This window comes from Ravibacter arvi, from assembly GCF_039540405.1.
Classification (GTDB): Bacteria; Bacteroidota; Bacteroidia; order Cytophagales; family Spirosomataceae; genus Ravibacter; species Ravibacter arvi.
This window is the reverse complement of the sequence record NZ_BAABEY010000018.1, coordinates 67,714-90,229: the sequence shown is the minus strand read 5'-3', so window position 1 is coordinate 90,229 and position 22,516 is coordinate 67,714. Positions and strand designations below refer to the sequence as shown.

The 22,516-nt window shown below is 52.3% G+C and carries 20 protein-coding genes; 10 read left to right on the top strand and 10 right to left on the bottom strand.

Features of this window, described 5'->3' with window-relative positions; genetic code table 11:
- Positions 1 to 6 precede the first annotated feature (6 nt).
- The gene (locus tag ABD852_RS08795) at positions 7 to 1,494 is read right to left on the bottom strand and encodes a hypothetical protein (protein WP_345027964.1); all 1,488 of its coding nucleotides are present in this window, start codon (positions 1,492 to 1,494) and stop codon (positions 7 to 9) included.
- 247 nt (positions 1,495 to 1,741) lie between these two features.
- Here ABD852_RS08795 and ABD852_RS08790 point away from each other — a divergent pair, with 247 nt between their 5' ends.
- Positions 1,742 to 2,254, top strand: a complete 513-nt coding sequence (locus ABD852_RS08790; RefSeq protein ID WP_345027962.1) for a MepB family protein — start codon at positions 1,742 to 1,744, stop codon at positions 2,252 to 2,254.
- 301 nt (positions 2,255 to 2,555) lie between these two features.
- On the top strand, positions 2,556 to 3,827 hold the full coding sequence (locus tag ABD852_RS08785; RefSeq protein ID WP_345027959.1) for a glycosyltransferase family 4 protein: 1,272 nt from the start codon (positions 2,556 to 2,558) through the stop codon (positions 3,825 to 3,827).
- Positions 3,828 to 3,983: 156 nt separating this feature from the next.
- Here the strand turns inward: ABD852_RS08785 and ABD852_RS08780 are convergent, their stop codons facing one another.
- The 7 genes from ABD852_RS08780 to ABD852_RS08750 form a co-directional block, all read right to left on the bottom strand.
- Positions 3,984 to 4,736, bottom strand: coding sequence for a class I SAM-dependent methyltransferase (locus tag ABD852_RS08780; RefSeq protein ID WP_345027958.1), 753 nt, complete (start codon positions 4,734 to 4,736; stop codon positions 3,984 to 3,986).
- Between the two features lie 151 nt (positions 4,737 to 4,887).
- A complete protein-coding gene (locus tag ABD852_RS08775; RefSeq protein ID WP_345027957.1) occupies positions 4,888 to 6,597 on the bottom strand; it encodes a RagB/SusD family nutrient uptake outer membrane protein in 1,710 nt (569 codons plus the stop codon).
- 9 nt (positions 6,598 to 6,606) lie between these two features.
- On the bottom strand, positions 6,607 to 10,248 hold the full coding sequence (locus ABD852_RS08770) for a SusC/RagA family TonB-linked outer membrane protein (RefSeq protein WP_345027954.1): 3,642 nt from the start codon (positions 10,246 to 10,248) through the stop codon (positions 6,607 to 6,609).
- 232 nt (positions 10,249 to 10,480) lie between these two features.
- Positions 10,481 to 10,663 carry a hypothetical protein gene (locus tag ABD852_RS08765; protein ID WP_345027953.1) on the bottom strand — a complete coding sequence of 61 codons (183 nt, stop codon included), beginning with the start codon at positions 10,661 to 10,663 and terminating at the stop codon, positions 10,481 to 10,483.
- Positions 10,664 to 10,718: 55 nt separating this feature from the next.
- Positions 10,719 to 10,889: a hypothetical protein gene (locus ABD852_RS08760; RefSeq protein WP_345027952.1), complete on the bottom strand. Its 171-nt coding sequence runs from the start codon at positions 10,887 to 10,889 to the stop codon at positions 10,719 to 10,721.
- Between the two features lie 59 nt (positions 10,890 to 10,948).
- Entirely contained in the window at positions 10,949 to 11,968 is a 1,020-nt protein-coding gene (locus tag ABD852_RS08755; protein WP_345027951.1) for a FecR family protein, read from the bottom strand.
- Complete coding sequence (locus ABD852_RS08750; protein ID WP_345027950.1) at positions 11,961 to 12,566, bottom strand: RNA polymerase sigma-70 factor; 606 nt, start codon at positions 12,564 to 12,566, stop codon at positions 11,961 to 11,963. The genes ABD852_RS08755 and ABD852_RS08750 overlap by 8 nt, the downstream gene beginning before the upstream one ends.
- 156 nt (positions 12,567 to 12,722) lie before the next feature.
- Between ABD852_RS08750 and ABD852_RS08745 the strand changes: the two genes are divergently transcribed.
- From ABD852_RS08745 to ABD852_RS08710, 8 genes are all read left to right on the top strand, one after another.
- Positions 12,723 to 13,112 carry a VOC family protein gene (locus tag ABD852_RS08745; RefSeq protein WP_345027948.1) on the top strand — a complete coding sequence of 130 codons (390 nt, stop codon included), beginning with the start codon at positions 12,723 to 12,725 and terminating at the stop codon, positions 13,110 to 13,112.
- Positions 13,113 to 13,121: 9 nt separating this feature from the next.
- Positions 13,122 to 14,075: a Dyp-type peroxidase gene (locus ABD852_RS08740; RefSeq protein WP_345027945.1), complete on the top strand. Its 954-nt coding sequence runs from the start codon at positions 13,122 to 13,124 to the stop codon at positions 14,073 to 14,075.
- 91 nt (positions 14,076 to 14,166) lie between these two features.
- Complete coding sequence (locus ABD852_RS08735) at positions 14,167 to 17,595, top strand: zinc-dependent metalloprotease (RefSeq protein WP_345027943.1); 3,429 nt, start codon at positions 14,167 to 14,169, stop codon at positions 17,593 to 17,595.
- A gap of 59 nt (positions 17,596 to 17,654) precedes the next feature.
- Complete coding sequence (locus ABD852_RS08730) at positions 17,655 to 17,825, top strand: hypothetical protein (protein WP_345027942.1); 171 nt, start codon at positions 17,655 to 17,657, stop codon at positions 17,823 to 17,825.
- Positions 17,826 to 17,866: 41 nt separating this feature from the next.
- Positions 17,867 to 18,223: a hypothetical protein gene (locus ABD852_RS08725; protein ID WP_345027938.1), complete on the top strand. Its 357-nt coding sequence runs from the start codon at positions 17,867 to 17,869 to the stop codon at positions 18,221 to 18,223.
- Positions 18,224 to 18,248: 25 nt separating this feature from the next.
- Positions 18,249 to 18,395: a hypothetical protein gene (locus ABD852_RS08720; RefSeq protein ID WP_345027937.1), complete on the top strand. Its 147-nt coding sequence runs from the start codon at positions 18,249 to 18,251 to the stop codon at positions 18,393 to 18,395.
- Positions 18,396 to 18,420: 25 nt separating this feature from the next.
- Positions 18,421 to 18,567 carry a hypothetical protein gene (locus tag ABD852_RS08715; protein WP_345027936.1) on the top strand — a complete coding sequence of 49 codons (147 nt, stop codon included), beginning with the start codon at positions 18,421 to 18,423 and terminating at the stop codon, positions 18,565 to 18,567.
- Positions 18,561 to 18,713, top strand: coding sequence for a hypothetical protein (locus ABD852_RS08710; protein WP_345027934.1), 153 nt, complete (start codon positions 18,561 to 18,563; stop codon positions 18,711 to 18,713). The genes ABD852_RS08715 and ABD852_RS08710 overlap by 7 nt, the downstream gene beginning before the upstream one ends.
- Here the strand turns inward: ABD852_RS08710 and ABD852_RS08705 are convergent.
- On the bottom strand, positions 18,682 to 21,069 hold the full coding sequence (locus tag ABD852_RS08705) for a glycoside hydrolase family 95 protein (protein WP_345027933.1): 2,388 nt from the start codon (positions 21,067 to 21,069) through the stop codon (positions 18,682 to 18,684). The two genes, ABD852_RS08710 and ABD852_RS08705, sit on opposite strands and share 32 nt — an antisense overlap.
- The gene (locus ABD852_RS08700) at positions 21,066 to 22,514 is read right to left on the bottom strand and encodes a sulfatase family protein (RefSeq protein WP_345027932.1); all 1,449 of its coding nucleotides are present in this window, start codon (positions 22,512 to 22,514) and stop codon (positions 21,066 to 21,068) included. The genes ABD852_RS08705 and ABD852_RS08700 overlap by 4 nt, the downstream gene beginning before the upstream one ends.
- Positions 22,515 to 22,516: the final 2 nt, after the last annotated feature.

The following is a 22,516-nucleotide window of genomic DNA, read 5'->3' as shown; positions in this document are numbered from 1 at the left end:
CGAAAGTTACCTTGAAACAGCAGCACCCATCGCTTTCAATACCGATACAGCGGCATCCACCAATATGACCTGACGATCCGTTATATTGATGTTGTATTCGTCTCCGGCTTTTCTTAGCGCTCCCTTCAGGCTATCGGCAAAGGCCGCCTCCAGCGAACTATAACCCTGCACTTCAGTCACTTCCTCGCCCCCCTGCACGACATGGATAATCTTCCCTTCGGCATTATACGCAAACACACCGCTTGCCGGCGCTGTATAATCTGAAATGTTCTTTATCGAAAAAATATCGACGCTTCCGGCAACGGCGAACAACCGGCCCTGCGGATCAAAAATGGCCTGTAGCACCAGGTGGTCATCCATCTGGTTGTCGGTAATGGCATCGACCTTGACCGAAGCCAGGACGCCGCCCCGGGCATAGAAAAAGGTATTGTCAGGATAGTATGCCCGGTAGGAATAAACATCTTCTTTAAACTCAACAAACGGATTGTGCTTTGTTTCGATCCACCTTCCTGATCCAAGCGTACTGAAGAAGCGTTGTTCGTCAAATGCCATGGCCTCATTCGTATCGGGTCCATACAACTCCTGGTAATAAGCGAGGACAAGGCGGGCAATACCGTGGGATACTATGGCCGGGAAATTGGCCGTACCACCGTCGCTTTGAAATTTGAACACCGCTCCGAGCACAACGTTCAGGTGATCAACACAGAAAGTCAATGCTTCTGCCGTATACTTAATCAGCATGTTGATCTCTACCGTTGCAACAACGCCAATCCCGTCCGTGAGCACAATCACAGCACCGTCGGCAATGGCCATGGCCCCGTATTTGGCGGCCTCAATCGACCCGTCAATTAGCTTGATGGCCCATTCCGGAATCTGAGTAGCCTCGGCGATGTCATAGGTCACGGTAATCCGGTCAACAAAACCACCATTGAGGTCCATGCTGAAGCTCACCGTCGCATGATCATCCTGCTCGGCCTGGATGTGATCCATATCCATGAAAAATGACACCTTGCCGCCTTCAAGCACAATGGACGGATCGTAAATACGGTACTGCGAATCCTGTGCATACCATTCGGTTGCGTAGCGGTTATTTTTCCTGATACGCTCCGAAGCCGGATAGAGCGCTAGCAGATTGGCAATGACCCGACTGGAATCGACATCCGGCTTCCGGTCGTAGAGCTGAAAACTCTCGATGGTGTCATCCATGTCACCCTCATTGTTTTCGTCCCGAAGCGATTTCATACTGATATGCTGATCAGGGCCGATCAGCGCGGTACGGCCCTGGAAGTTAGCCTTTGAATAAACGCGCACCCAGGTTTGAGAACTCGTATCGACCCAGCTGATATCGTCTTTCATGTCGTTATCAAAGGTTGTCCCGTCCCATAAAACCTGGCTGAGGTCGGACACCGTTTGTGGTCCATCGTAGTTTTTGTAACCGTCGGTTCCTTTTTTCCCGTCCGTCTTTTTGTAAAATGTTACATTGCAGTTTGACATAATTGAGTTTATTTTAAATTGGCAGGTAAATCGGCGCCTTTTTTAGATGGCACCCCAAAATGGCGCACCCTCCGTTGGCGAAGTATGTGTGATGTATTTCCAAAGGCAGTGCTGGCACGATGGCCATATAACAAAAGTAGGATACCCGTATCCATCAATCTATCCCTCTTTTGGGGGAGAACATCTGCCGGGCGGATATCGGTATGTCGTCAATTATAACCTCTTTTCCCCCAGCTCCCCTCAGAAAATGACCGAGGCACTGAACCGAATTGAAATTTTCCTGTCAAAAGCAACTGGAAAAAAAACCACCCACCTGGTAGCTGAAGAAGAATGTGAGGAATACTCCGGCTTCAACTTCAGCCTTGATCAGCTAAGCATGAAATTCAGGAAAGCCAAAATAACTCCCAAGAAGGTCGGACTATTTGTAACGCTCTGGAAACGAGGCCCGAATAAACAAACCGAACCCTTCAGCATCCGTGACAATTTTGACTTTTATATCATTGCCACCGAACAGGACGGTAACTTTGGCTTTTTTCTCTTCCCAAAAATCGTTTTAAGCAAAAAGAAAATCCTGGCAACAGGCCAGGATGAGGGGAAACGAGGTTTCAGAGTTTATCCAAGATGGGCCGACACAGAAAATAAACAGGCAAAAAAAACACAATCGTGGCAAACAGAATATTTTATTGATATGGCAAAATCAGACGAGGAAATAATTGACGATATCAAATTCATTTTATCCAATAAGTCGAATAAAATATAACAGAAATAAAACGATCATATTCTGATACCTGCCCCCATCGCCGTTCGGCATGAACCCTGGCACTAACCGGATAAGGTACCCAGGCAAATGCAGGATAGAGTCGGAGGTTTGCGTTATACACAGAGAAGAGCGTGCAAAGGGAGAACAGAATCAGCTGATGCCTCCGTCGTTCTAAAAGTTGTGATCGCCGGATAAGTACTATATTGCACCGTTGAATAGGGGTGGCTTCTTTTTCGACCCCCTGTCATCATTTTTGTTAAAATCCGATTCCGGGCAAATAAGGCTCAAATTACGCCTCGCAATGACAAAAGTCCTTCACCTGAGCACCTTTCACCTATCCGGCGGGGCAGGTATAGCAGCTTCGAGGCTCAACGACGCACTCAACAGAAATGGAGTTGAATCACGTCTACTCGTTGGCAAGACATCCAGGGAAACAGAAAACGTAACGGGACTTGACACCGGCTTCATCGGGAAAGCCTTTTTTTGGCAGCGTTTTGTTACAGAACGTCTTGCATTCGTTCCTTTTGAACGGAATCCGGAGGTCCGTTATGCTTTCTCCCCGGCGGTGTCCGGTACGGACATTGCAAGACAAAACCTTGTTTTGGAAGCGGATATTATTCACCTGCACTGGGTAAACTTTGGTTTTCTGTCTATAGATTCGATAGGGCGTCTTTTGAAGCTTGGCAAGCCGGTGGTGTGGACGATGCATGACATGTGGCCTTTTACGGGCGGGTGTCATCACAGCGGCGATTGTGATCACTATATGAAATCGTGCGGCGACTGTAAATTTTTAAAAAAGCCCGCGAAGTCGGATTTGTCTTACCGGAGACTTGGCAGAAAAAAAAAGGAATGGACTCCGGCTACAACTCTTACCGCTGTGGCATGTAGTCGATGGCTGGAAGAAAGAGCCGGACGTAGCAGCTTAATGAAGGATATTCGTTTAACCAATATTCCAAATCCGATCAATACAAGCGTTTACAAACCTTCCGATAAGCATGCAGCCCGGATCAGGCTCAACCTGGATCCCGGCAAAGACTATATTCTCTTCGCCGCAGCCAAGGTTTCGGCTGCAGGAAAAGGGTTTTCTTATTTAAAGGAAGCGCTGAGAATGCTGATCGGATCAAAGCCGTTTATAAAAAAGAATCTGCAGTTGCTCGTGACTGGAGGCGGCGATACCGATGAAATTGGCGACCTTCCAATAACGGCGCACCATCTCGGATATGTGGGCAATGAAGCATCCATGGTGGATATCTACAACGCGGCCTCGCTGTACGTAACGCCCTCGTTGGAAGAGAACCTCCCGAATACGATAATGGAGGCGCTTGCCTGTGGTACGCCGGCTGTCGGTTTCCGTACCGGCGGCATTCCTGAAATGATCAACCATCTCGAAAATGGCTACGTAGCCGATTTCAAATCTCCTGAATCCCTGGCGGAAGGAATCCAATGGGTGCTGGAACAAAATGCCAACGGCAGGCTTTCAGAAGCGGCCCGCACAAAGGTGTTGGGAGAATATGATGAAAAGCTCATCGCCCAAAGATATATCGGCCTTTACGAAGCTGTTTTAAAGCAATAGCATCGAAGTTACACTTTGCGTACTCCGTGTTCCTCTGCGGTTTACCTTTTTACCACAGAGGCCGCGAAGAGCACAAAGGTTTCGTATTGTAACCGTTTGCAGATGACACTTTAGGTAGGCTTTGCTCTCTGTGGTTTTCTTTTTATCCCGGTAAGTTCAGGTAGGTTTGACGCCGTTTACAACAATGTAGGGTGAAAAGGCCTTTGTATTGAAAGGGAATATTTTAAAGAAAACCTTCAGGGGAAACCACAATGACTTCATCAAAGCCCGGGCCCACAGCGGCTTGTTTTCCGGGTTTTCGAACCACAACATCAGGTAGCCGGAATACCTGACATCTACCTCCCTCAATTCCAGTTGCCGGCAGATGGCAGTGAGCCTTTTTATGTCCATACTGGCAAGGTTATGTTTGTCGTAATTTTCACGATCAAACTTCTTTTGAAACCAGCCATTTAGCCCGCGGAAGTTGGGAAGTGTCACAAAAAGCACCCCTCCCGGCTTTAAAAACTGCGTGTGCCTTCGCAACACATCTTCGGTATCATGAAAATGCTCAATTAACCCGTTCGACAATACCAGGTCAAAACGAGGGTCGGCCGGTAGCGAAAAAAGGTCCGCTTCGATCACTCTCACCGTGCCCTCCTCAACACCGTTTGATTGCTCCAGACGCTTTAACAGCGGACGATGAACCACGAAATCCAGGAGTGTAGCTGTCACACCGTTCCTCTGTCCCCAAACGGAGTAGTACCCGGGAAAACCCCCGATCTCAAGCAGCGTGCGAATGTCTCTTTCCCGGACCAACCTTTCGAGTTCTTTCAGGAAAGGGTACTGGCGGGGGATTTCAAAAACAAGATTCTCCTTACTTTCCCAATATTTCAACCAGAAATCCCTATCCGTCAAACTGTTGTCATCCATCGTCAAAAAACTCTACGTGCTGAATTATAAAATCTCTCGCCTGGCTATTGGCTCTCCCCGCTTGAGATTCCACTTAAAACAGCACCGAAGATAACAGGTTGCGTGCACTTACTACCACCCTATATTCTTTTTTTGGAACCGGGCCGGCAATTTACTGCCAGCCCGGGTTCTGTACCAGATTCGGGTTTAACGAAAGCTCATCCTGGGGAATAGGGCTCAAATAGTCCTGGTTCTCCCTGAAACCATACCCTGCCGGCATCGCCGCCTGGTAATAGTCAATTAATCCCTTTTCGTCAACCCGTGCTTTAAAATTCGGAAACTCCTCCTTCCTGAACGGGTATCCCTTGGGCCGCTTTCCCTTAAAGAGCTTATGAGCTGCCCAACGCTTGTAATCATCCGTACGGTGCCCTTCCATTGCCAGCTCTACCCTTCGCTCGCGCCTGATTTCATAAAGCGCATCCGGCACCGGGTAACCGTAATCCACCCTTTCCGGGTCGCTTTGCGGCGCAACTACCTTGAAATCAGGCATATTAACCCGATGCCTCAGGGTATTCAAAGCCTCGTAATCTATTTCGCCATTCAGCTCATAAAGCGCTTCCGCGTAATTGAGAACTACCTCACCGTACCTGAAATAAATGTACCCGGTTTCACTGTTCCCGCTTCCGCCCTTCCCCGCTCCCGTGGACCGCGGATTCGAGCCTTTTTTCAACTGGAAGCCGGTGGTGCAGAGGTTCATCCCCGACTGGTCGATCGGTGGTTTGCTAAAACGGAGGTTGCTGCTGCTCACCTGGAGATCTCCGGGCGCCCATACCGTAGCCCGGTACCTGGGGTCAAGGTCGGCACTCAACTGGGTCAGAAAGTCATTGCCCTGCTTTTCTACTGCCCGGGCGGCCAGATCATAGGGTTTCCCGGTTTTGTCGAGATATGATGAAACCAGGCTCCAGGTGATGCCGATTTCCACCGGGGATAAAATGGTCGCATACTGTACGTCATTGCTCAGGCCGTCTGCATAGTTGTAGGTTTTATAAAACAGCACTTCCTTAACGGCCGACATGTCGTCCAACCCGAACATTTCATAATAATCGTCGTGCAGTCCTACCTGGTACCCGCCTTTCCCCGACAATTCTTTGTACGCGTCTACTACCGCCTGGAAATACCGCGCAGGATTTGCTCCCTGGGTTGCCAGGGGCGTTCCGGCATGATATTTCTGCCAGGTACCTTCATACAAGGCGACTCTTGTCTTAAAAGCCAGGGCAGTTTCCTTATTAAGCCGGTTATTGCCTACCACACTCCGGAGGGAAAGATACTCGGAAGCTTTGTCCAGGTCCTCCAGCAGGTGGTCCACCAGCTCATGGCGCGGCGTTCGGGGCAAAGCAAGTTCCGCGGACATATCCGGCCTGAGCGCCGACGAATACCAGGGAACACTCCCGTATTTTTTGAGTAGAATAAAGTAATACCAGGCCCTGAAAAAGTGCGCCTCGCCTACATAGTGTCTGTAAAGTTCAAAGTCATCCTTACATTTCCGGTAGTTATCGAAAAAGATATTAATGCTCCTGATGGAGGTCCAGTCCGAAATCCAGCGCCCGCCGACCGTCCCCCTGACCCCGTTCATTTCGAGGCTCGGCGTTACCAGTATGGCGTCGTCCGAATGGTTAATAGGATAGCCGTATCCTCCGCCGTAAGTACCGTGACCGGGTAAGGTCGGGTAATACTGTAAAACATAATTTTCAAGATCTCTTGCTTTTTGCCAATAGGCGTCTGAGCTGATGGCATCCAAAGGCGGACGATCCAGGAAACCAGGATCACATGCCGACAATGAAAGAATCAACAGCAGGCTGTATATTTTGTGTCGCAATGCCATGTCTTTGGTTTATAAGGAAAGTGATAGACCCAATGAAATAATCCTGTCGGAGCCGTAGGTAGCGCCGGCTCCCCCACCAAACCCGGTAAGCGCTACCGGGTCCATACCCTTCATGAGCCCGGTCCGGGTGAAGAGGTTTTCGCAGGATGCATACACCCGCAGGTTGCGTATGCTGTATTTGTTAAGCAGGCCGGAAGGAAGGGTATAGCCCAGCTGCATATTCTGCAGCCTGATATAGGCGGCATTTACCAGGTAACGCGTAGACGCATGGCGGTTTTTATCATTCTGAGCCTGGTCGAGGTAAGGCTTGGGCCAGAATGCATCCTGGTTAAGATTGTCCCGTCCTTCATACAACCCTGTCGCCGCATCTCCTTCCTTGTCACGGAAATAGTCCAGGTGCTCGGGCGTCATCCCCGTAAAATAGATGGTATTTACCCCCCAGTACCTGATATTGTTGCTTCCTGTAGCAAAGAAATAATCTCTCTTGGCCGTTGCCCTGATCAAAAAAGAAAAGTCAAAGGACCTGAAGTTCACCCCGGCGCTGAGACCGAACTGGTGGCGCGGAGAGTTGTTCCCGATGATGGAAAGATCGCCGGGATCACTTAATGTGTTGGCGCCGCGATTGATCTTCCCGTCGCCGTTAATATCCTCGTATTTTACATCGCCCGCCGACCAGCTGTTAAAAATGTTCGAGAGATCCACGTTGGCCCGGTAGGCTTCTACTTCGGCATCGGTCTGGAATAGTTTGTTCACCGTAAAACCCCATATCTCCCCTACTTCTTTACCCGGGTACCAGTCGGTGATCAATCCCGTTGGATTCCTGTATTTAGACACAAAAGAGCGGGCGTCGTGATAGTTTAATCCAGCGTAATACGACAAATTGGCGTTGGCCCGCTTATTCCATTTCAAAGCGACTTCCCAGCCCCTGGTTCGCAAGGTGGCGTTATTGGACGAAGGAACCGCGGCACCGAGCACGCCCGGCACCGGTTCGGAGGGACCGATCATATCGGTAGTGACCCGCTCGTAAATGTCTACATCGGTGGTCAGGCTGTGATCCAGGAAAGAAAGGTTAAAACCGAGGTTCTTCGTGGTTGCCGTTTCCCAGGTCAGGTTCGGGCTCACCAGCACCGGCGTTCCGGTATAGCCGGCCTGGCGATTGTCACCGTAACGGAAAATCCAGTTCAGCTTGCCGGTATTAAGCGGCATAAGGGCCAGGTCCTGGTACGGGCTAACCTGCTGGTTGCCGAGCTGGCCCCAGGAAGCGCGGACTTTAAAACTGTTTACATAGGGTTGAATGCTCCGCCAGAAATTTTCCTTGTCCAGGTTCCATCCCATGGAGAAAGACGGGAAAAAGCCCCATCTCCGGTTGGAGATAAACCGTGAAGTTCCATCGTAGCGGCCGTTTACTTCGAAAAGGTATTTTTCTTTGAAATCGTAGGTCACTCTGGCAAAATAGCCCTGCGTAGACCAGTTCAACAGTCGTTCCGAGGCCGTCACATCTCCGTTGGCGGTTTGCAGAGACGGCACGCTTTCTACCACCAGCGCTGTTTTTGCCACATTTATGGCGTGGGTTTTATCGTACTCCTGTTGCATACCAGCCATGGCCTGCAAGTGATGGTTGGCGTTGATTTGCCAGTCGTAGGTAGTAAAAAGATTGGCCACCCAGTAGTGGTTGTTCTGGGTAATCTGCTCGATGCGGTTGGGGACGGTTGAAGCCAGGGGCACAATCCTCCCGTCTGAATAAAACTCGGTAAGCAGGTTGTTCCGGTTGGAACGGTCTACGGCAATACCGTTATAGGCAAAATCGGCGTTAATTTTCCAGCCTTTCAGCGGCCTGAACTCGGTAGCTAAAATCTGCCAGTTGTCGGTTGTTTCGGTGCGGTCCGTTCCGCGGTATTCTATGGCAGGGATTTTCGAGATCATGGAGTAATTTCCATACGGGTCATACTTCGCCTGGGTGGGCACAGTCCTGGTGATCTGCCTGAATAGCAGGTCATACCCGGTTTCAGCCGATCCGTTTTCCGAATTGAACCGTTCGCGGGGGGCTTTCATAAAGCGGGTTTCGTACCGGATATCCCAACGGTCGTTAACCGCCATATTTATTTTGGCATTCAGGTTGTACCGGCGATAGGTATCCACCCCGTAGTTGAGCACGCCGTTTTGCCCTACATATCCGGCAGAAAGGTAGTAGCCGGCTTTCGCGCTTCCGCCCTGTATCGAAACGTTGTGGTTTTGATTGATGCTGTGCCCGTAGAAATCTTTGTACCAGTCGTAGTTGGCGTGGCTGTCGTTCGTATGCGCCCAGCGGCCGCCCGGCAACGCCACCGTCTCGTAGTGGGTGGCGTCTGTCGGCAGAAATTGCTTCAGGTAGTCCCAGTCTCCCTTTTGGTAGGCGATAATCCGGTCCAGCGTCGCCTGGGGATAAGCCCGTCCTCCGGCGTTGTCTCCCATTTCATTCATTACCCGTGCAAACGTATAGGAATCCAGCATGCTCGGCAGGCGGTCGGGGGTATTCCGGGAGACGTTCCCATTGTAGGAAACGGTCATTTTCCCCTCGCGTTTTCCTTTCTTAGTCGTAATTAAAATCACGCCGTACGGGGCCCTGGCGCCGTAAATAGCGGAAGCCGCGGCATCTTTCAGCACTGAAATGGATTCTATGTCATTCGGGTTCAGGCGATCCATTGACCCGGGAAAACCGTCGATCAGCACAAAAGGGCTGCCGCCGTTTAATGAGCCGATCCCCCTTATGTTAACATTCATCGAGGCTCCCGGCTCCATACCGCTGCTTCCAACCGAAAAATTCAACCCGGGCGATTGTCCCTGCAGCAATTGTGATACCGTCGGTGCCGGCCTGGATTCCAGTTGCGCACCGGAAATAACGTCCACAGCCCCGGTCATGTTGACTCTTTTTTGTGTACCATACCCAACGATCACTACCTCTTCCAGGCTTTTTTCGTCTACCTGCATCACGACGTCCAGCGTGGCCCTGTTTCCCGCTGCGACCTCCTGGCTACGAAAACCGACAAACGAGAATACCAGGATGGCTTCCCCGCCCGTTATCTCCAGGCTGAAATTACCTGCACCGTCGGTGATAGTGCCGCGCTGGGTGCCTTTCTGTAAAATGCTTACGCCCGGTAAACCTTCTCCTTTTTCATCGGCCACTTTCCCCGAAACCAAACGCTCCGCTTTTGTTCTGAAAGAAAGCAGGCTGCTGCCTCCATCAGCGGATGCAGGAGGCAGGACATCCGGCGCCAGTCTTTGTGATTCCGCTTCCGGTTCCTTTTTTAACTGTGCGTTTCCGGACAGGATGATGTAGTTGTTTTTTTTCTTTTTAAACCGGAGCCCCAAGGGTTCGAGAAGGGCTTTCAGACTGGCTTCCAATGTAGTGTTCGATTTTAACACTTCGGGCGAAACCGTGTGATGGAGAAGCGTTCTCTCTTCAAAAAGGATATTTACCCGGTATTGCACTTTCAGCCTTGCCAGCGCTTCGGTAAGCGTGAGCGGCGAAGTCTGCTCCGCAGGTGACCCGGGCACTTTTTCCACCTGGGCGAGCAATTGGGCGGATACCGGCGACTGAGCAAGCAGGAAGCAGCTCAATCCGTAACGAAGCCACTTTCGTCTGATGAAAGCGTCAGGTAAATAACATTTCATTATATGCAGATTAAAGGTTAGGTAAAAGAATGTCAACAGTGTACGCCAACGGCATTGGTCTGCCCCTACAGATACAAGACCGCCGGGATACCCTAATATTTTTTTACTTTTTTTGTCGGCCGTGCACGGGTCATCCCGACCGCAGTGGAGGGATCTCCCGCTCCCCGTACCCAATCCCTTTCAGAGGACTTTTTATAACAACAGGAGATCCTTCGACTCCGCTGCGCTCCGCTCAGGATGACCATCCGGCAGATGCGCTACCATTGGCAACAACAAGTTTGGCGCCGCTCCAACCGGAGGTCATCCCGACCGCAGTGGAGGGATCTCCCGCTCCTTGTACCCAATCCCTTTCAGAGGACTTTTTATAACAACAGGAGATCCTTCGACTCCGCTGCGCTCCGCTCAGGATGACCATCCGGCAGATGCGCTACCATTGACAACAACAAGTTTGGCGCCGCTCCAACCGGAGGTCATCCCGACCGCAGTGGAGGGATCTCCCTTTCCCCGTACCCAATCCCTTTTAGAGGACTTTTTATAACAACAGGAGATCCTTCGACTCCGCTGCGCTCCGCTTCAGGATGACCGTCCGGGTGGTAGCCTCCGGCTACCATTGATTTCCATTGACAAAATCTATTTGTCATCTCCGCTACAAGGTGTTTTCGCAAAAAACTTCTTTCTCGGAACGACATATACCCTCGTTTCACTTCCTGACCACGTACCCCGTGGCTGTCTTTTCAACGGTCAAACCCATCATCTCGGCAATTGCGTCCAGCAGGTCTTCCGCGGTTTCGGCGCTGAAAGAACCGGAAACGGTACGTGCGGCGATCTCCGGCTGATCGATCTCCACCCTTACCCCGTAGGCAGTCTGTAACTGCCTGGCGACCGTTTTTAGCGGCGTATCTTTAAACTCAAAATCCAATACTTTCCAATTGAATTTTCCGGCTTTATCCGGCAATTTCTCCCGGTAGATTTTCTGTTCTGAGGAAATGGTGACCAGGTCGCCCGGTTCCATCAGCACCGGTTGCGCCACAACAGGATGTGTGAGCCGGATACTCCCTGTTTTTAGCATCACCCTTGTAGTCTTCAGCCGGTTATTCACCACAAATTCGGTTCCCAGGACTTCTATCACCATTTCTCCCGCCGTATGCACATTGAAACGCCGTCCATCAGGGAAATGCTCCACCCTGAATTCCGCATCGCCTTCCAGCCATACCTCGCGCACCCGCCTGTCAAAACCAAACCGCGGGTACCGCAGTGAAGAATTCGCCCCAAGCACTACCTCCGAACCGTCGTCCAGGGTTACGGACACCTGCTGTTTGTCCCCGCTGGACAGCGTACGGTAGTACCACACCGGCCTAAACAACCAGAGACCGGCCAGCAGGATTACCGAAGCAGCCGCTACCCAGCCATAAAAGGGTTTTAGCCGTGTTACTTCTGTTTCCCGATCCGTATGGACGGGCGGTTGTTCTCCTGTCGCTGATGCATACGGCGTTTCCGGCTGTTCCTGCATAAAAGAACTAAACTTCTGCCGGGCATCGTCCAGGTTTGCCTGGAATTGCGGGAACTGCCGTTCCCACTCGTCGAGGTAGGTAAAATAAGCTTCGGCTCCTTCTTCCGTCTTTAACCATGCTTCTATCTGTTGCTTCTCCAACGGAGTAGCGCGGTGCGCAAAATAAGCGAACACCATAGGCCTGGTAATATGGAATGGTGATTCATTCATCGTTCTTCAGTGCTTTACGAAAAAGGGAGAGGGCTTTGGTCAGGTGCGCCTCTACGGTTTTGATAGATATTTCTAATTCGGTTGCTATTTCCAGGTTTTTCAGCCCTTCAAAACGGCTTAATAAAAACACCTTTCTTACCGACGGGCTCAGCGAGCGTATGACCGTATCAATCCGCAAGGCAAGTTCGTCGTACTGGATCTGGTCGGTTGGAGATCCGCCGGTCGCCACCAGGGCCTCCTTTGATGGATACTGATCGGCTGAAACCGTTATCCCGGCTTCGCGCTGAAGGTAAAGCAGGCAGTTCTGGCGAACTGCCTGGTAGAGATAGGCACGGTAGGAATAGTCAATGCGTTCGTATACTTTCTTCTGCCAGAACACCTGGAAAAGGTCGGCCACAATGTCTTCGGCAACCGCTTTGTCGTATACAAAGCGCGCCGCATGACTGCAAAGCGGCTGGTAGTAGCGCCGGAACAACAGGTCACACCCCTGGTAAACATCCACTTCAAACCCCTTTCTGATCAGGATTTCGTCATCGGTGGATGGAGGTGCCTTGACGACCGGGGAATCTGCCGGACGTTTCCCACAACCTGCATCCATAGGATCTATCGAACTATTTGAAATCATTAGGCAAAATAATTCGTGTTCCCCCCTTAGATACAAAAAGAGGGTACTACCCTAATGATTTTCTTAAAAAGTCCTGGGGTATTCAGGTTCTGGAAGAAAAATCCTAACTTCAAAAAAACATCCGGCGCTATGAAACCAAAAATGATCTGGGCCAACCTGGCGGTCGACAATTTAGAACGTACGACGAAATTTTACACCGACCTGGGTTTCAAACCCAACGGCGCTCCCAATGAGCAACTCACCAGTTTTATCATGGGAGAAAATGATTTTATTATACATTTTTTCAGGAAGGAAGTTCTGCAGTCCAATATGAATATGGTCGTATCGGATGCGCATTCGGCAGCTGAAATACTGTTCACGCTTTCGGCCGATAGCCAAAAGCAGGTGGACGACTGGGCGGACGAGGTCGTGAAGGCGGGTGGAAAAATGCTCTCCCAACCCGAGGCGTTCGGGGCAGGCTATTACGGGTTTATGTTTGCAGACCCGGATGGGCACCGGTACAATGTGTTTTACATGTAGTAGTATAAAATGGCACCTGATAATAAAATTAGTCCCGGTAATCCGCAAAACGTGACGGACTACCCCAACAACAACACCTATTTTTTAGTCTGGAATTTCAGGCAAGATATTGATTCAGGCCAACTAAAATCCGTATTTCAGCGATTGTGTGCACTGGTGATCAACCTCAACAACTCGGCGCTGGACCGCTTCCCTGACTCAAGGGCAAGCTGCGTCATGGGGATCGGGCACGACGCCTGGCTCAGGCTGGAGCTTCCCACGCCGCTGCCCGCGGAGCTGAAAAATTTTGAACCCATTGCCGGAAGCAAGCATACGGCAGTTGCCACGCGGGGAGACCTCCACTTTCATATCCGCTCCGACGTGAAAAGTCACGCTTACGACATGGCTTCCGTCATTACCGATGCTGTAAAAGCAATCGCCGAATGCGTGGTGGAAATCCAGGGATTCCGGTATTGGGACAGCCGGTCCATACTGGGTTTTGTCGACGGCACCGAAAACCCGCACGGCGCCGAACGCGATTACTTCGCGGTAATCAATGCGCAGGACCCTGCCTACAAAGGCGGCAGCTACCTTTTCGTACAGAAATACATCCACGACCTGGCGCAATGGAAGGCACTTCCTGTCGCCGAACAGGAAAAGGTAATCGGACGCTCCAAGGCAGACGATATCGAGATGAGTGACGACGTTAAACCCAAAAACTCCCATATTGCGCTGTCCAACGTAGGCGACGACCTGAAGGTTGTCCGCGACAATATGCCGTTCGGGAACGTATCGACCAATGAAATGGGCACTTACTTTATTTGCTACGCCGCCACTTTCACCACCGTCGAAAAAATGCTCCGGAACATGTTCATTGGTGATCCGCCGCAGAATTATGACCGCATCCTGGATTTCAGTACGGCAAAGACCGGCTCACTTTTCTTTGTCCCCTCACTCGATATGCTGGATGAATTTTCCGGGTAGTATCCCCTGCTCCGACCTCTAACCCACCTCACCACTTTACGTAAAATACCTTACACACTCCCCTATTTTCCAGGAGTCAGACCTCCGGACCATGAAAACAATCCATTCTCCCTCACTGTCCCGGTACAATTTTTCCGGCAGCTTACGAACCATTACGTTCTTCTGTTTCTGGTTACTATCGATCACCGCACCTCAACTGGCGGCACAGTCACCGGTCACACACTGCGGTACCAGCGATGCCACGCTCTTTCCGAAACTGGAAAACTATTTCCGGAATTCCGCCAGGCTGACCACTGCCCGTACCGCTATGGGTGAAATGCTGGTGTACAGATTGGCGATAGATATCAACTACAACACTTACCTGTTGTACCGAAAAGACAAGACGCAAATCACCAAAGTCGTTCATGAGTTTGTCAGGAGCGCATCGGAAGTCTTCGAAAAAGAAATCAATGTCAGGCTGGTGGTATCGGATCTGCTGATCTGGGAGAATCCCGAGCCTTACCCGCTCAATACAGACACGGATTACTACAACAACGTTTTTGATTACTGGACAAAGCAAAGACCCGGAGACCGGGATTGCGTGGTTTCCATGTCGGTAAGAAACGGCTGGTTTTATGGCGGCGGCCGGATGTGCTCTTCCAACTTCCCGGCACCGGATAACACAACACTGGCGGTAGATCTTCTCTGCCACGAACTGGGCCATACGCTCGGTTCCCCTCACACCCATTCGTGCTACTGGCCCGGAGGTCCTATTGACGTTTGTGCATCGGTAGAAATGCAGTCACCGGAATGCACTGCGCCTTTCACCGACTATGTGGTGGGCTCTCTTATGTCCTATTGCAGAAGTGTACTGGAATTTCATCCGTACTGCCGTAACCTGATGCGGGATTACGCCGAGGGAATTGTTCAACAGGGCGACCCCTACCGCCTTGAAGGCTATACGCCGGTCGGCTCTGTCCGGCTTCGGTTGAGCGAAATTCCCCAGCCTGATGCCGCCGCGCTGCCCGCCTTCTCGTGGCTGAGCACATTCCGGACCGGTGATTTCAGGATACAGGTTTCCCGTGATCCGGGCTTCAGCGAGCTTGCTGAAGACACGTTATTGCACAGTGCTTTTTATCAACCGGATTATCTGCCGTCGGGAAGCTACTTCGCCCGCGTACGGCCTGAGAACGGTGCTGAAAAAGGAGAATGGTCCAACCAGGTGTCATTTACCATGCCCGGTGTCGGCACGCACCACCTGCCTCCGGTCCTGATCGCCCCCTATATTTACCCTGACGGCAGGGTAGATGCCACTTTCCGCAACATAGAGCACGCAGACGCGTACGAGGTTGAGGTATTTGAACCCTACTCCGGGAACGTCGTCACCAGGTTTGACGCAGCCGCCTCCGGCCGTCCCATCCAGGAAATCAGCTTTTATAGCCTCCCGACCAATAACATGATCCGGCTTCGGGTACGGTACGGACAAGAATGGACCAGGTGGTCGCCTTATCCGAAAAACCTCAGCATGGAATGGGAGAATAAGCTAGTCGCCTCCACACCCTTAGTCAACACATCGGCCACACCCATCCTGTCATTTCAAAGCCAATACGGCCGGATACCCATCGGCCTCACGCAGTTCCTGGAGATCGGCCGTGACGAAAATTTTCAAACGATTGTTTTCAGCGATTCTGCCAGATCCAACCTGATGAACCAGTACCAGACCAACAAATACAGGTTCTTTCCGAAACTGGAAGAAAATGAGCACTACTTTTTACGGACGCGCCTGCGCGACACCCCCGGAAAATATACCGGGTGGCGTCAGTATCCCCTGGAGACCGCGAGGCTGGACAGCCGGTTTACCTACCTGACCAACTTCCCTAAATTTTCGAATGTCAACCTCTACGACAGCCAAAACCCTTTGGCAGTGAAATTTTACAAGTCCGGAGACCGGTTGTACCTGTACGGCAACTTTTCGTCGGGTTATTATTTCACCACCGACCTGGTAAACTGGCAGGAGCGGACCACGTCTTCTACCCGTGGCAAGATCCCCAACTATTTCTCGGCATTCGGAGCCACGCCGGATGGAACGGTATGGATGCTTCATCCGCCCAAAACCATTGTAAAGATGAAACCGGACGGAACTGCCGAACAAACGGAAATGTCCCGGGATCTTTACCTATACAATGCCCAGGAAGCGAGCGTAACGCCTGACCACGGCTTGTTTTTTGTTGCAGACGCCATGGGAATCGCCCAGGTGCAGAACGGCAACCTCAGGTATTTCCAGGACGGCACTTTTCCGAACTACCAGGCACGTGCCTTGTCGATCGACCGGGAAAGACGGGTCTGGGCACTGATGGAAGGCGGCGACGTCTACATTTTCTCGAACGGCGCCTGGAATTTCCATTCCAGGTTCCCCTACTGGGAAATTGCCGCTTCTTTTTGCTTCGACCAGCAGGGCGGAACCTGGCTTTACGGTGAGTTCGGCCTGGCGAAATTCGACGCGTCAGGCTGGCAAAATATTCCGGCCCTGAAAGCGGTTCCGGTACGAAAGGCCGTGTTTGACGACGCCGGACAGCTCTGGATGGCCGTTTACAGCATCAACCGTGAGGGATTCCGGGATTATGCCCTGATGAAGCTGAAAAACGACGTATTGACCAGCTATACCGACGGCTTCAATTTCCTGAAAGAGGCATTTGATATTGAGTATTTTCACAAGAAACTGCTCATCATGACCACCGGCGGGGAAGTCCATGCCTTCGACGAAACACAGATACAGCGGTTCACCCCTGCCCCGCACTACTGTCACGGCGATAGAATAGCGGTCACGGTGACCTCCAATTCCAGCTTCGGGAAAGACAACCGTTTCGGCCTGGAGCTGGTTAACGTGCAAACCGGCGAATCAAAAACGATAGCCACCCTGGTAGAGGGCCGCGATCAATTGAACGCAGAAATTCCCGCTGCTCTGCCGGCAGGCACCTACCAACTCCGGACCGTAGCGACCAGCCCGGTACTCACCAGCAACGAGAGCGCGCCCTTCCAGGTCCATGCCAGGATAAAACCCGAAATTTCGGTGGAGGTGATCGGCACCTACAAACGGCTGCTCACCACCACAGCCGTCGCCGGTAACAGCTACCAGTGGCTGCGTAACGGCGAGCCGATTCCAGGAGAAACCGGTACGCAGCTGGAGGCCACTCAGTCAGGTCAGTATGCTCTTTCGGCGACCAACCCCGGCCAGTGTACGGTGGTATCCGAAATGGTGGAACTTTCCCTTCCGGAACCGCAGGAGCTGACGCTGCTTCAGAACGCTCCTAATCCCTTTATTACGTCCACCCGCATCGCGTTCTTCCTGCCCGCAGCACAGCCTGTTTCGCTTGAACTTCATGATATGAACGGCCGGAAACAACTTCTTATCCGCGAAACGCAATTTGGTCCGGGCTGGCATGAAATCCCCGTTTACGGCGGTACGCTGACGGCGGGGGTATATGTTTGCAGGATTAGTACAAAGGATGGCGAACGTTCGGTAAAGGTGGTGAAGTATTGATCGATAAAAAAGAGTCATTCCGAGAAAGAAGTTTTTTGCGAAAACACCTTGTAGCGGAGATGACAAATAGATGTTGTCAATGGAAGTCAATGGTAGCCGGAGGCTGCCACCCGGACGGTCATCCTGAGCGGAGCGCAGCGGAGTCGAAGGATCTCCTGTTGCAAGAAAAAAGCCCTCTGAAAGGGATTGGATGCCGGGAAAGGGAGATCCCTCCGCTGCGGTCGGGATGACCCGGAGGTTGGTTGGTGCGGCCTCAAACCTGTTGTTGTCAATGGTAGCGCATCTGCCGGATGGTCATCCTGAATGGAACGCAGTGGAACTGAAGGATCTCCTGGTGCTAAAAAAAAAGTCCTCTGAAAGGGATTGGGTACGGGGAAAGGGAGATCCCTCCGCTGCGGTCGGGATGACCCTCCGGTTGGTTGGTGCGGCCTCAAACCTGTTGTTGTCAATGGTAGCGCATCTGCCGGATGGTCATCCTGAATGGAACACAGTGGAACTGAAGGATCTCCTGGTGCTAAAAAAAAAGTCCTCTGAAAGGGATTGGGTACGGGGAAAGGGAGATCCCTCCGCTGCGGTCGGGATGACCCGGGGGTTGGAGCGGCGCCAAACCTGTGGTTGTCAATGGTAGCGCATCTGCCGGATGGTCATCCTGAATGGAACGCAGTGGAACTGAAGGATCTCCTGTTGCTATAAAAAAGTCCTTTGAAAGGGATTGGGTACGGGGAAAGGGAGATCCCTCCGCTGCGGTCGGGATGACCCGGGGGTTGGAGCGGCGCCAAACCTGTGGTTGTCAATGGTAGCGCATCTGCCGGATGGTCATCCTGAATGGAACGCAGTGGAACTGAAGGATCTCCTGTTGCTATAAAAAAGTCCTTTGAAAGGGATTGGGTACGGGGACCGGGAGATCCCTCCGCTGCGGTCGGGATGACCCGGGGGTTGGAGCGGCGCCAAACCTGTTGTTGTCAATGGTAGCGCATCTGCCGGATGGTCATCCTGAATGGAACGCAGGTGGAACTAAAGGATCTCCTGTTGCTATAAAAAAGTCCTTTGAAAGGGATTGGGTACGGGGACCGGGAGATCCCTCCGCTACGGTCGGGATGACCCGGAGGGGCGAATAAAACCAAGCTCTTTCACCGAAAACGAATTCTCACCCTTTTTCAAACGCACCTCCTTCACCCGGGCGCCGTACCGCAATCTGCACACCCTGCTCCCGGGACTGTGAACTGAAAGCGACACCAGTATACCGTTCCGCCATTTAAGATCCACCGTATAGTTACCCCGCGCCTTGAGGCCGGTTATACTGCCATCCTTCCAGGAGGCGGGCAACGCCGGAAGGATGTGGATCTGGTCGTTGTGCGATTGCAGCAACATTTCCGCAATCCCGGCAGCCCCGCCCATGTTGCCGTCTATCTGGAAAGGAGGAATGGTATTAAAAAGATTGCCGAGAGTGCTCTGCTGCAACAGCTTTTGTACCTGGTCGCCCGCTTTTTCGCCGTCATACAACCTTGCATAGAAGTTGATGATCCAGGCGCTGCTCCAGCCGACATGACGGGTACTGTAGGCCATTCGTCGTTCGATGGTCTTCCGGGCCGCCTCAAACAAAACGGGGGTGTCCTTTGTAATGAGTGAAAGCGGGTACAGCCCGAGCAGGTGAGAGATATGGCGGTGGCCCGGCTCCGCCTCGTCATAATCATGCATCCATTCCTGCAGCGTGCCGTTTGCGCCCACCTTCATGGGCGGAAGCCGCTTCAATGTTTCCTTCAGCTTTTCGACCAACGCGGCATCCTGGTTCAAAACCGCCGCAGCTTTGATAAAATTGGAGAACAGCCCGTGAATAATCTGCGTATCAATGGTGGCGCCGTAGCAAAGGAACGTTTTCTCTTTTTTGTCGGTACGGGGGACAAAAAAAGCATTTTCCGGCGAATGGGAAGGATTGGTAACCAGGTAGCCCTCCGGCGACTCTACCAGGAAACCGAGTACGAACTGCACGGAACCTTTCATAACCGGGTACGTTCGTTCAAGATACGACCTGTCGAGCGTAAATTCGTAGTGCCTGAAAAGCGGGAAGGTCATCCAGGGGCCGGCCATAGGCGACAACCCCCATACGCCGTCCGCTACGCCGGTCCGGCCGAATACATCCGTCAGGTGGTGCAGCGTCCAGCCTTCCGTTCCGTAGGTAGCTTTGGCGGTCCGGCCGCCGGGTACCGTCAGCCGGGTCAGGAAACCGGACAGCGGCTCCACCGTCTCCGGCAGGTTCGCTACCTCTGCCGGCCAGTAGTTCATCTGCAGGTTGATGTTGGTATGAAAATCCGAATTCCACTTCGCAGTATAAAGGTCATTCCAGACTCCCTGTAAATTTGCAGGCAGCCTCCCGGGTTTACGGGACGAAGCCATGAGGAGGTAGCGCGCATACTGGAAGTACAAAGTGATCAACCCATTGTCCTGCTTCCCGGCTTTCACGGCCGCCAACCGTTCGTCTGTCGGCAGGCGGTCCCTTTCAGCACTGCCCATCCGGAACTTCACGCGGTCGAACAAACGCCGGTGATCGTTTTCGTGACGGTCCCGCAGTACCTCCGGGCTGGTCCCGCTCACCTGGCCGAGTATGGCTTTACAAACCTCCAGCGGCTGTATGGAAGCATCAGTATCAAGCTGGTCAAAATTATAGTCGGTTGCAGCGGTCAGCACCAGCGTAACCTGGCGCGCTTCCGAAATCCTGAACCCGGAAGCACCCTGATCTGCAAAGGAAACGACTTTCCCGTCACAAGCCAGGACCTGTATTGCCGAGCAAAACCGCATGTGCCTTCCTCCCGGTCCCATCAACGGCGAATCTTCATCACGCACCTGACCTTCAAACCAGGCGGTCCCGTCCTGGTGCCGGTACTGATCCACATCCTTTTCGCGCGTCAGGGAAACATCAGCTCCGAAAGCCTGGTCAGCGCTCAACCGGATGACGATCACATTATGCGGAGCTGAAGCATACACCTCCTGCTTAAAATTAACTCCTTCAACCTTATATACGGTTTCAACTATCCCTTTGTCCAGCTTCAGCGAGCGCCTGTAATCTGTGGGAGCGGCGTCGCGGTGATACCTGATCAGCACATCGCCCAGCGTCTGGTAGGACCTGATACGGGGGGGAGTACCCAGCAGGTATTGATCGGAAAGTTTCCAGGCCCGGGTATATTCCCCCCTGAACAATGCCTGCCTGATCTCAGGCAAATGCTCCAACGCCTTTGGATTATTGTTATCCATCCTGCTCCCGCCCCAGACACTTTCCTCGTTAAACTGGATCCGCTCCATGTACGGATCGCCGAATACCATCGCGCCCATACGGCCATTTCCTACCGGCAACGCTTCGGTCCACTCCTTTGCAGGGGCTTTGTACCAAAGTTCGTTTTCTCCCTGTCCCTGCACCCCGGACGTGCCAATGAAGCTCCCCCAAAGTATCAAAAAATATGCGATACGGCTTTTTTTCATCGTCTGGCCGGCGACCTGAAAACAGGTTCAAGATTAAGGGTATCCCCCAACAGTGCCTGTTGACGGGTCAAACGGGTTTTCATTTCTTCCAAAACCGCGCGGTGGCTGGGATGTCCCGCCAGGTCCTGCATTTCTTCGGGATCTTTTTGCAGGTCAAACAGCATTACCTTTTCCGCTTTGGGGTATACGATGAGCTTGTACCGGTCGGTCCGCACCATCCGCTGCAGGTTCATGTACGCCCCGTAGATTTCGCGGTAAGGCGATTTTACTTTGGCACTACGGGCCATCGGGAGCAAGCTGTTGAAAAAAACTTCACCGGGCTTGTCCACCTTTGCCATCTGGTAAGCGGTAGACGCCACGTCCTGGAGATAAACCTGTTGCGACCTTTTTTCTCCCTTCGGGATACCGGGCCCGGAAATAACCAGGGGCACCCTGACACTATGGTCGTACATATTCTGCTTGCCCATGAGCCCGTGATGCCCTACCGCCAGTCCGTGATCGGAGGTGAAAATGATATAGGTATTTTCCAGCTTCCCGGTCCTGGCCAGGGCCGACAGTATCCTGCCGATCTGCTCGTCGAGGTGGGTAATGGAAGCGTAATATTCCTGAATCTGCTTCTTTACCGCATACCTGGTGCGGGGGAAAGGTGCGAGCTGCTCATCCCTCAAGCCGGCGCCCGCACCCATCTCTTCCCTGAAAGGATACAGGTCCTTGTAGCTGGCCGGTACGCTGATCTTGTCCAGCGGGTATTGATCAACAAACCGCTTTGGCGCCTGGCGTGGATCGTGCGGCGCATTGAAAGCCAGGTACATAAAGAACGGCTCCGGCTTCTTCGCGGCAGACTCCATGAAGCTGACGGCGTCGTCTGCCAGTACTTCGCTCCAGTGGCGGCCTCCTTTCCAGAATCCTTCGAACTTCGTATTCCAGGGCGTCCACAGCGTATCGTTTTCCGACAGCGGACGGTTGTAACCTTCAGGTGTCTGATTGGGCATGCCCGGCCGCTCGTTGACCACGTGATCCACGATTTTGGACGGGTCCGTCCTGACGTGCCACTTACCGGTCATGTAGGTCTCATACCCCGCCTTCTTCATCTGCTGCACCCAGAGCTGCTCCCCGGAAACCAGACCGGTAAGGTCCCTTTCAATTTTCTGCGCCTGCCATAGCGACTTCCCGGTGAGGAGCATGGTACGGCTCGCGACGCAGATCGCGCCATGCCACCCGCCCATATTGTAGGCATGCGTAAACGTGGTACCGCCGGCCACCAGCGCATCCAGATTGGGCGTAATGACTTCATGTCCCCCCAGGGCATGGATGGTGTTGTAGCGCTGATCGTCAGTAAAAATGAATACAATATTCGGCTTGGCCGGGCCCTGCTCCTTTCCGGAAGCGCCCTGAAGACTATGGCTTACTACCAAAAGAAGCCAAATAAAGAATATCTGTTTCATGT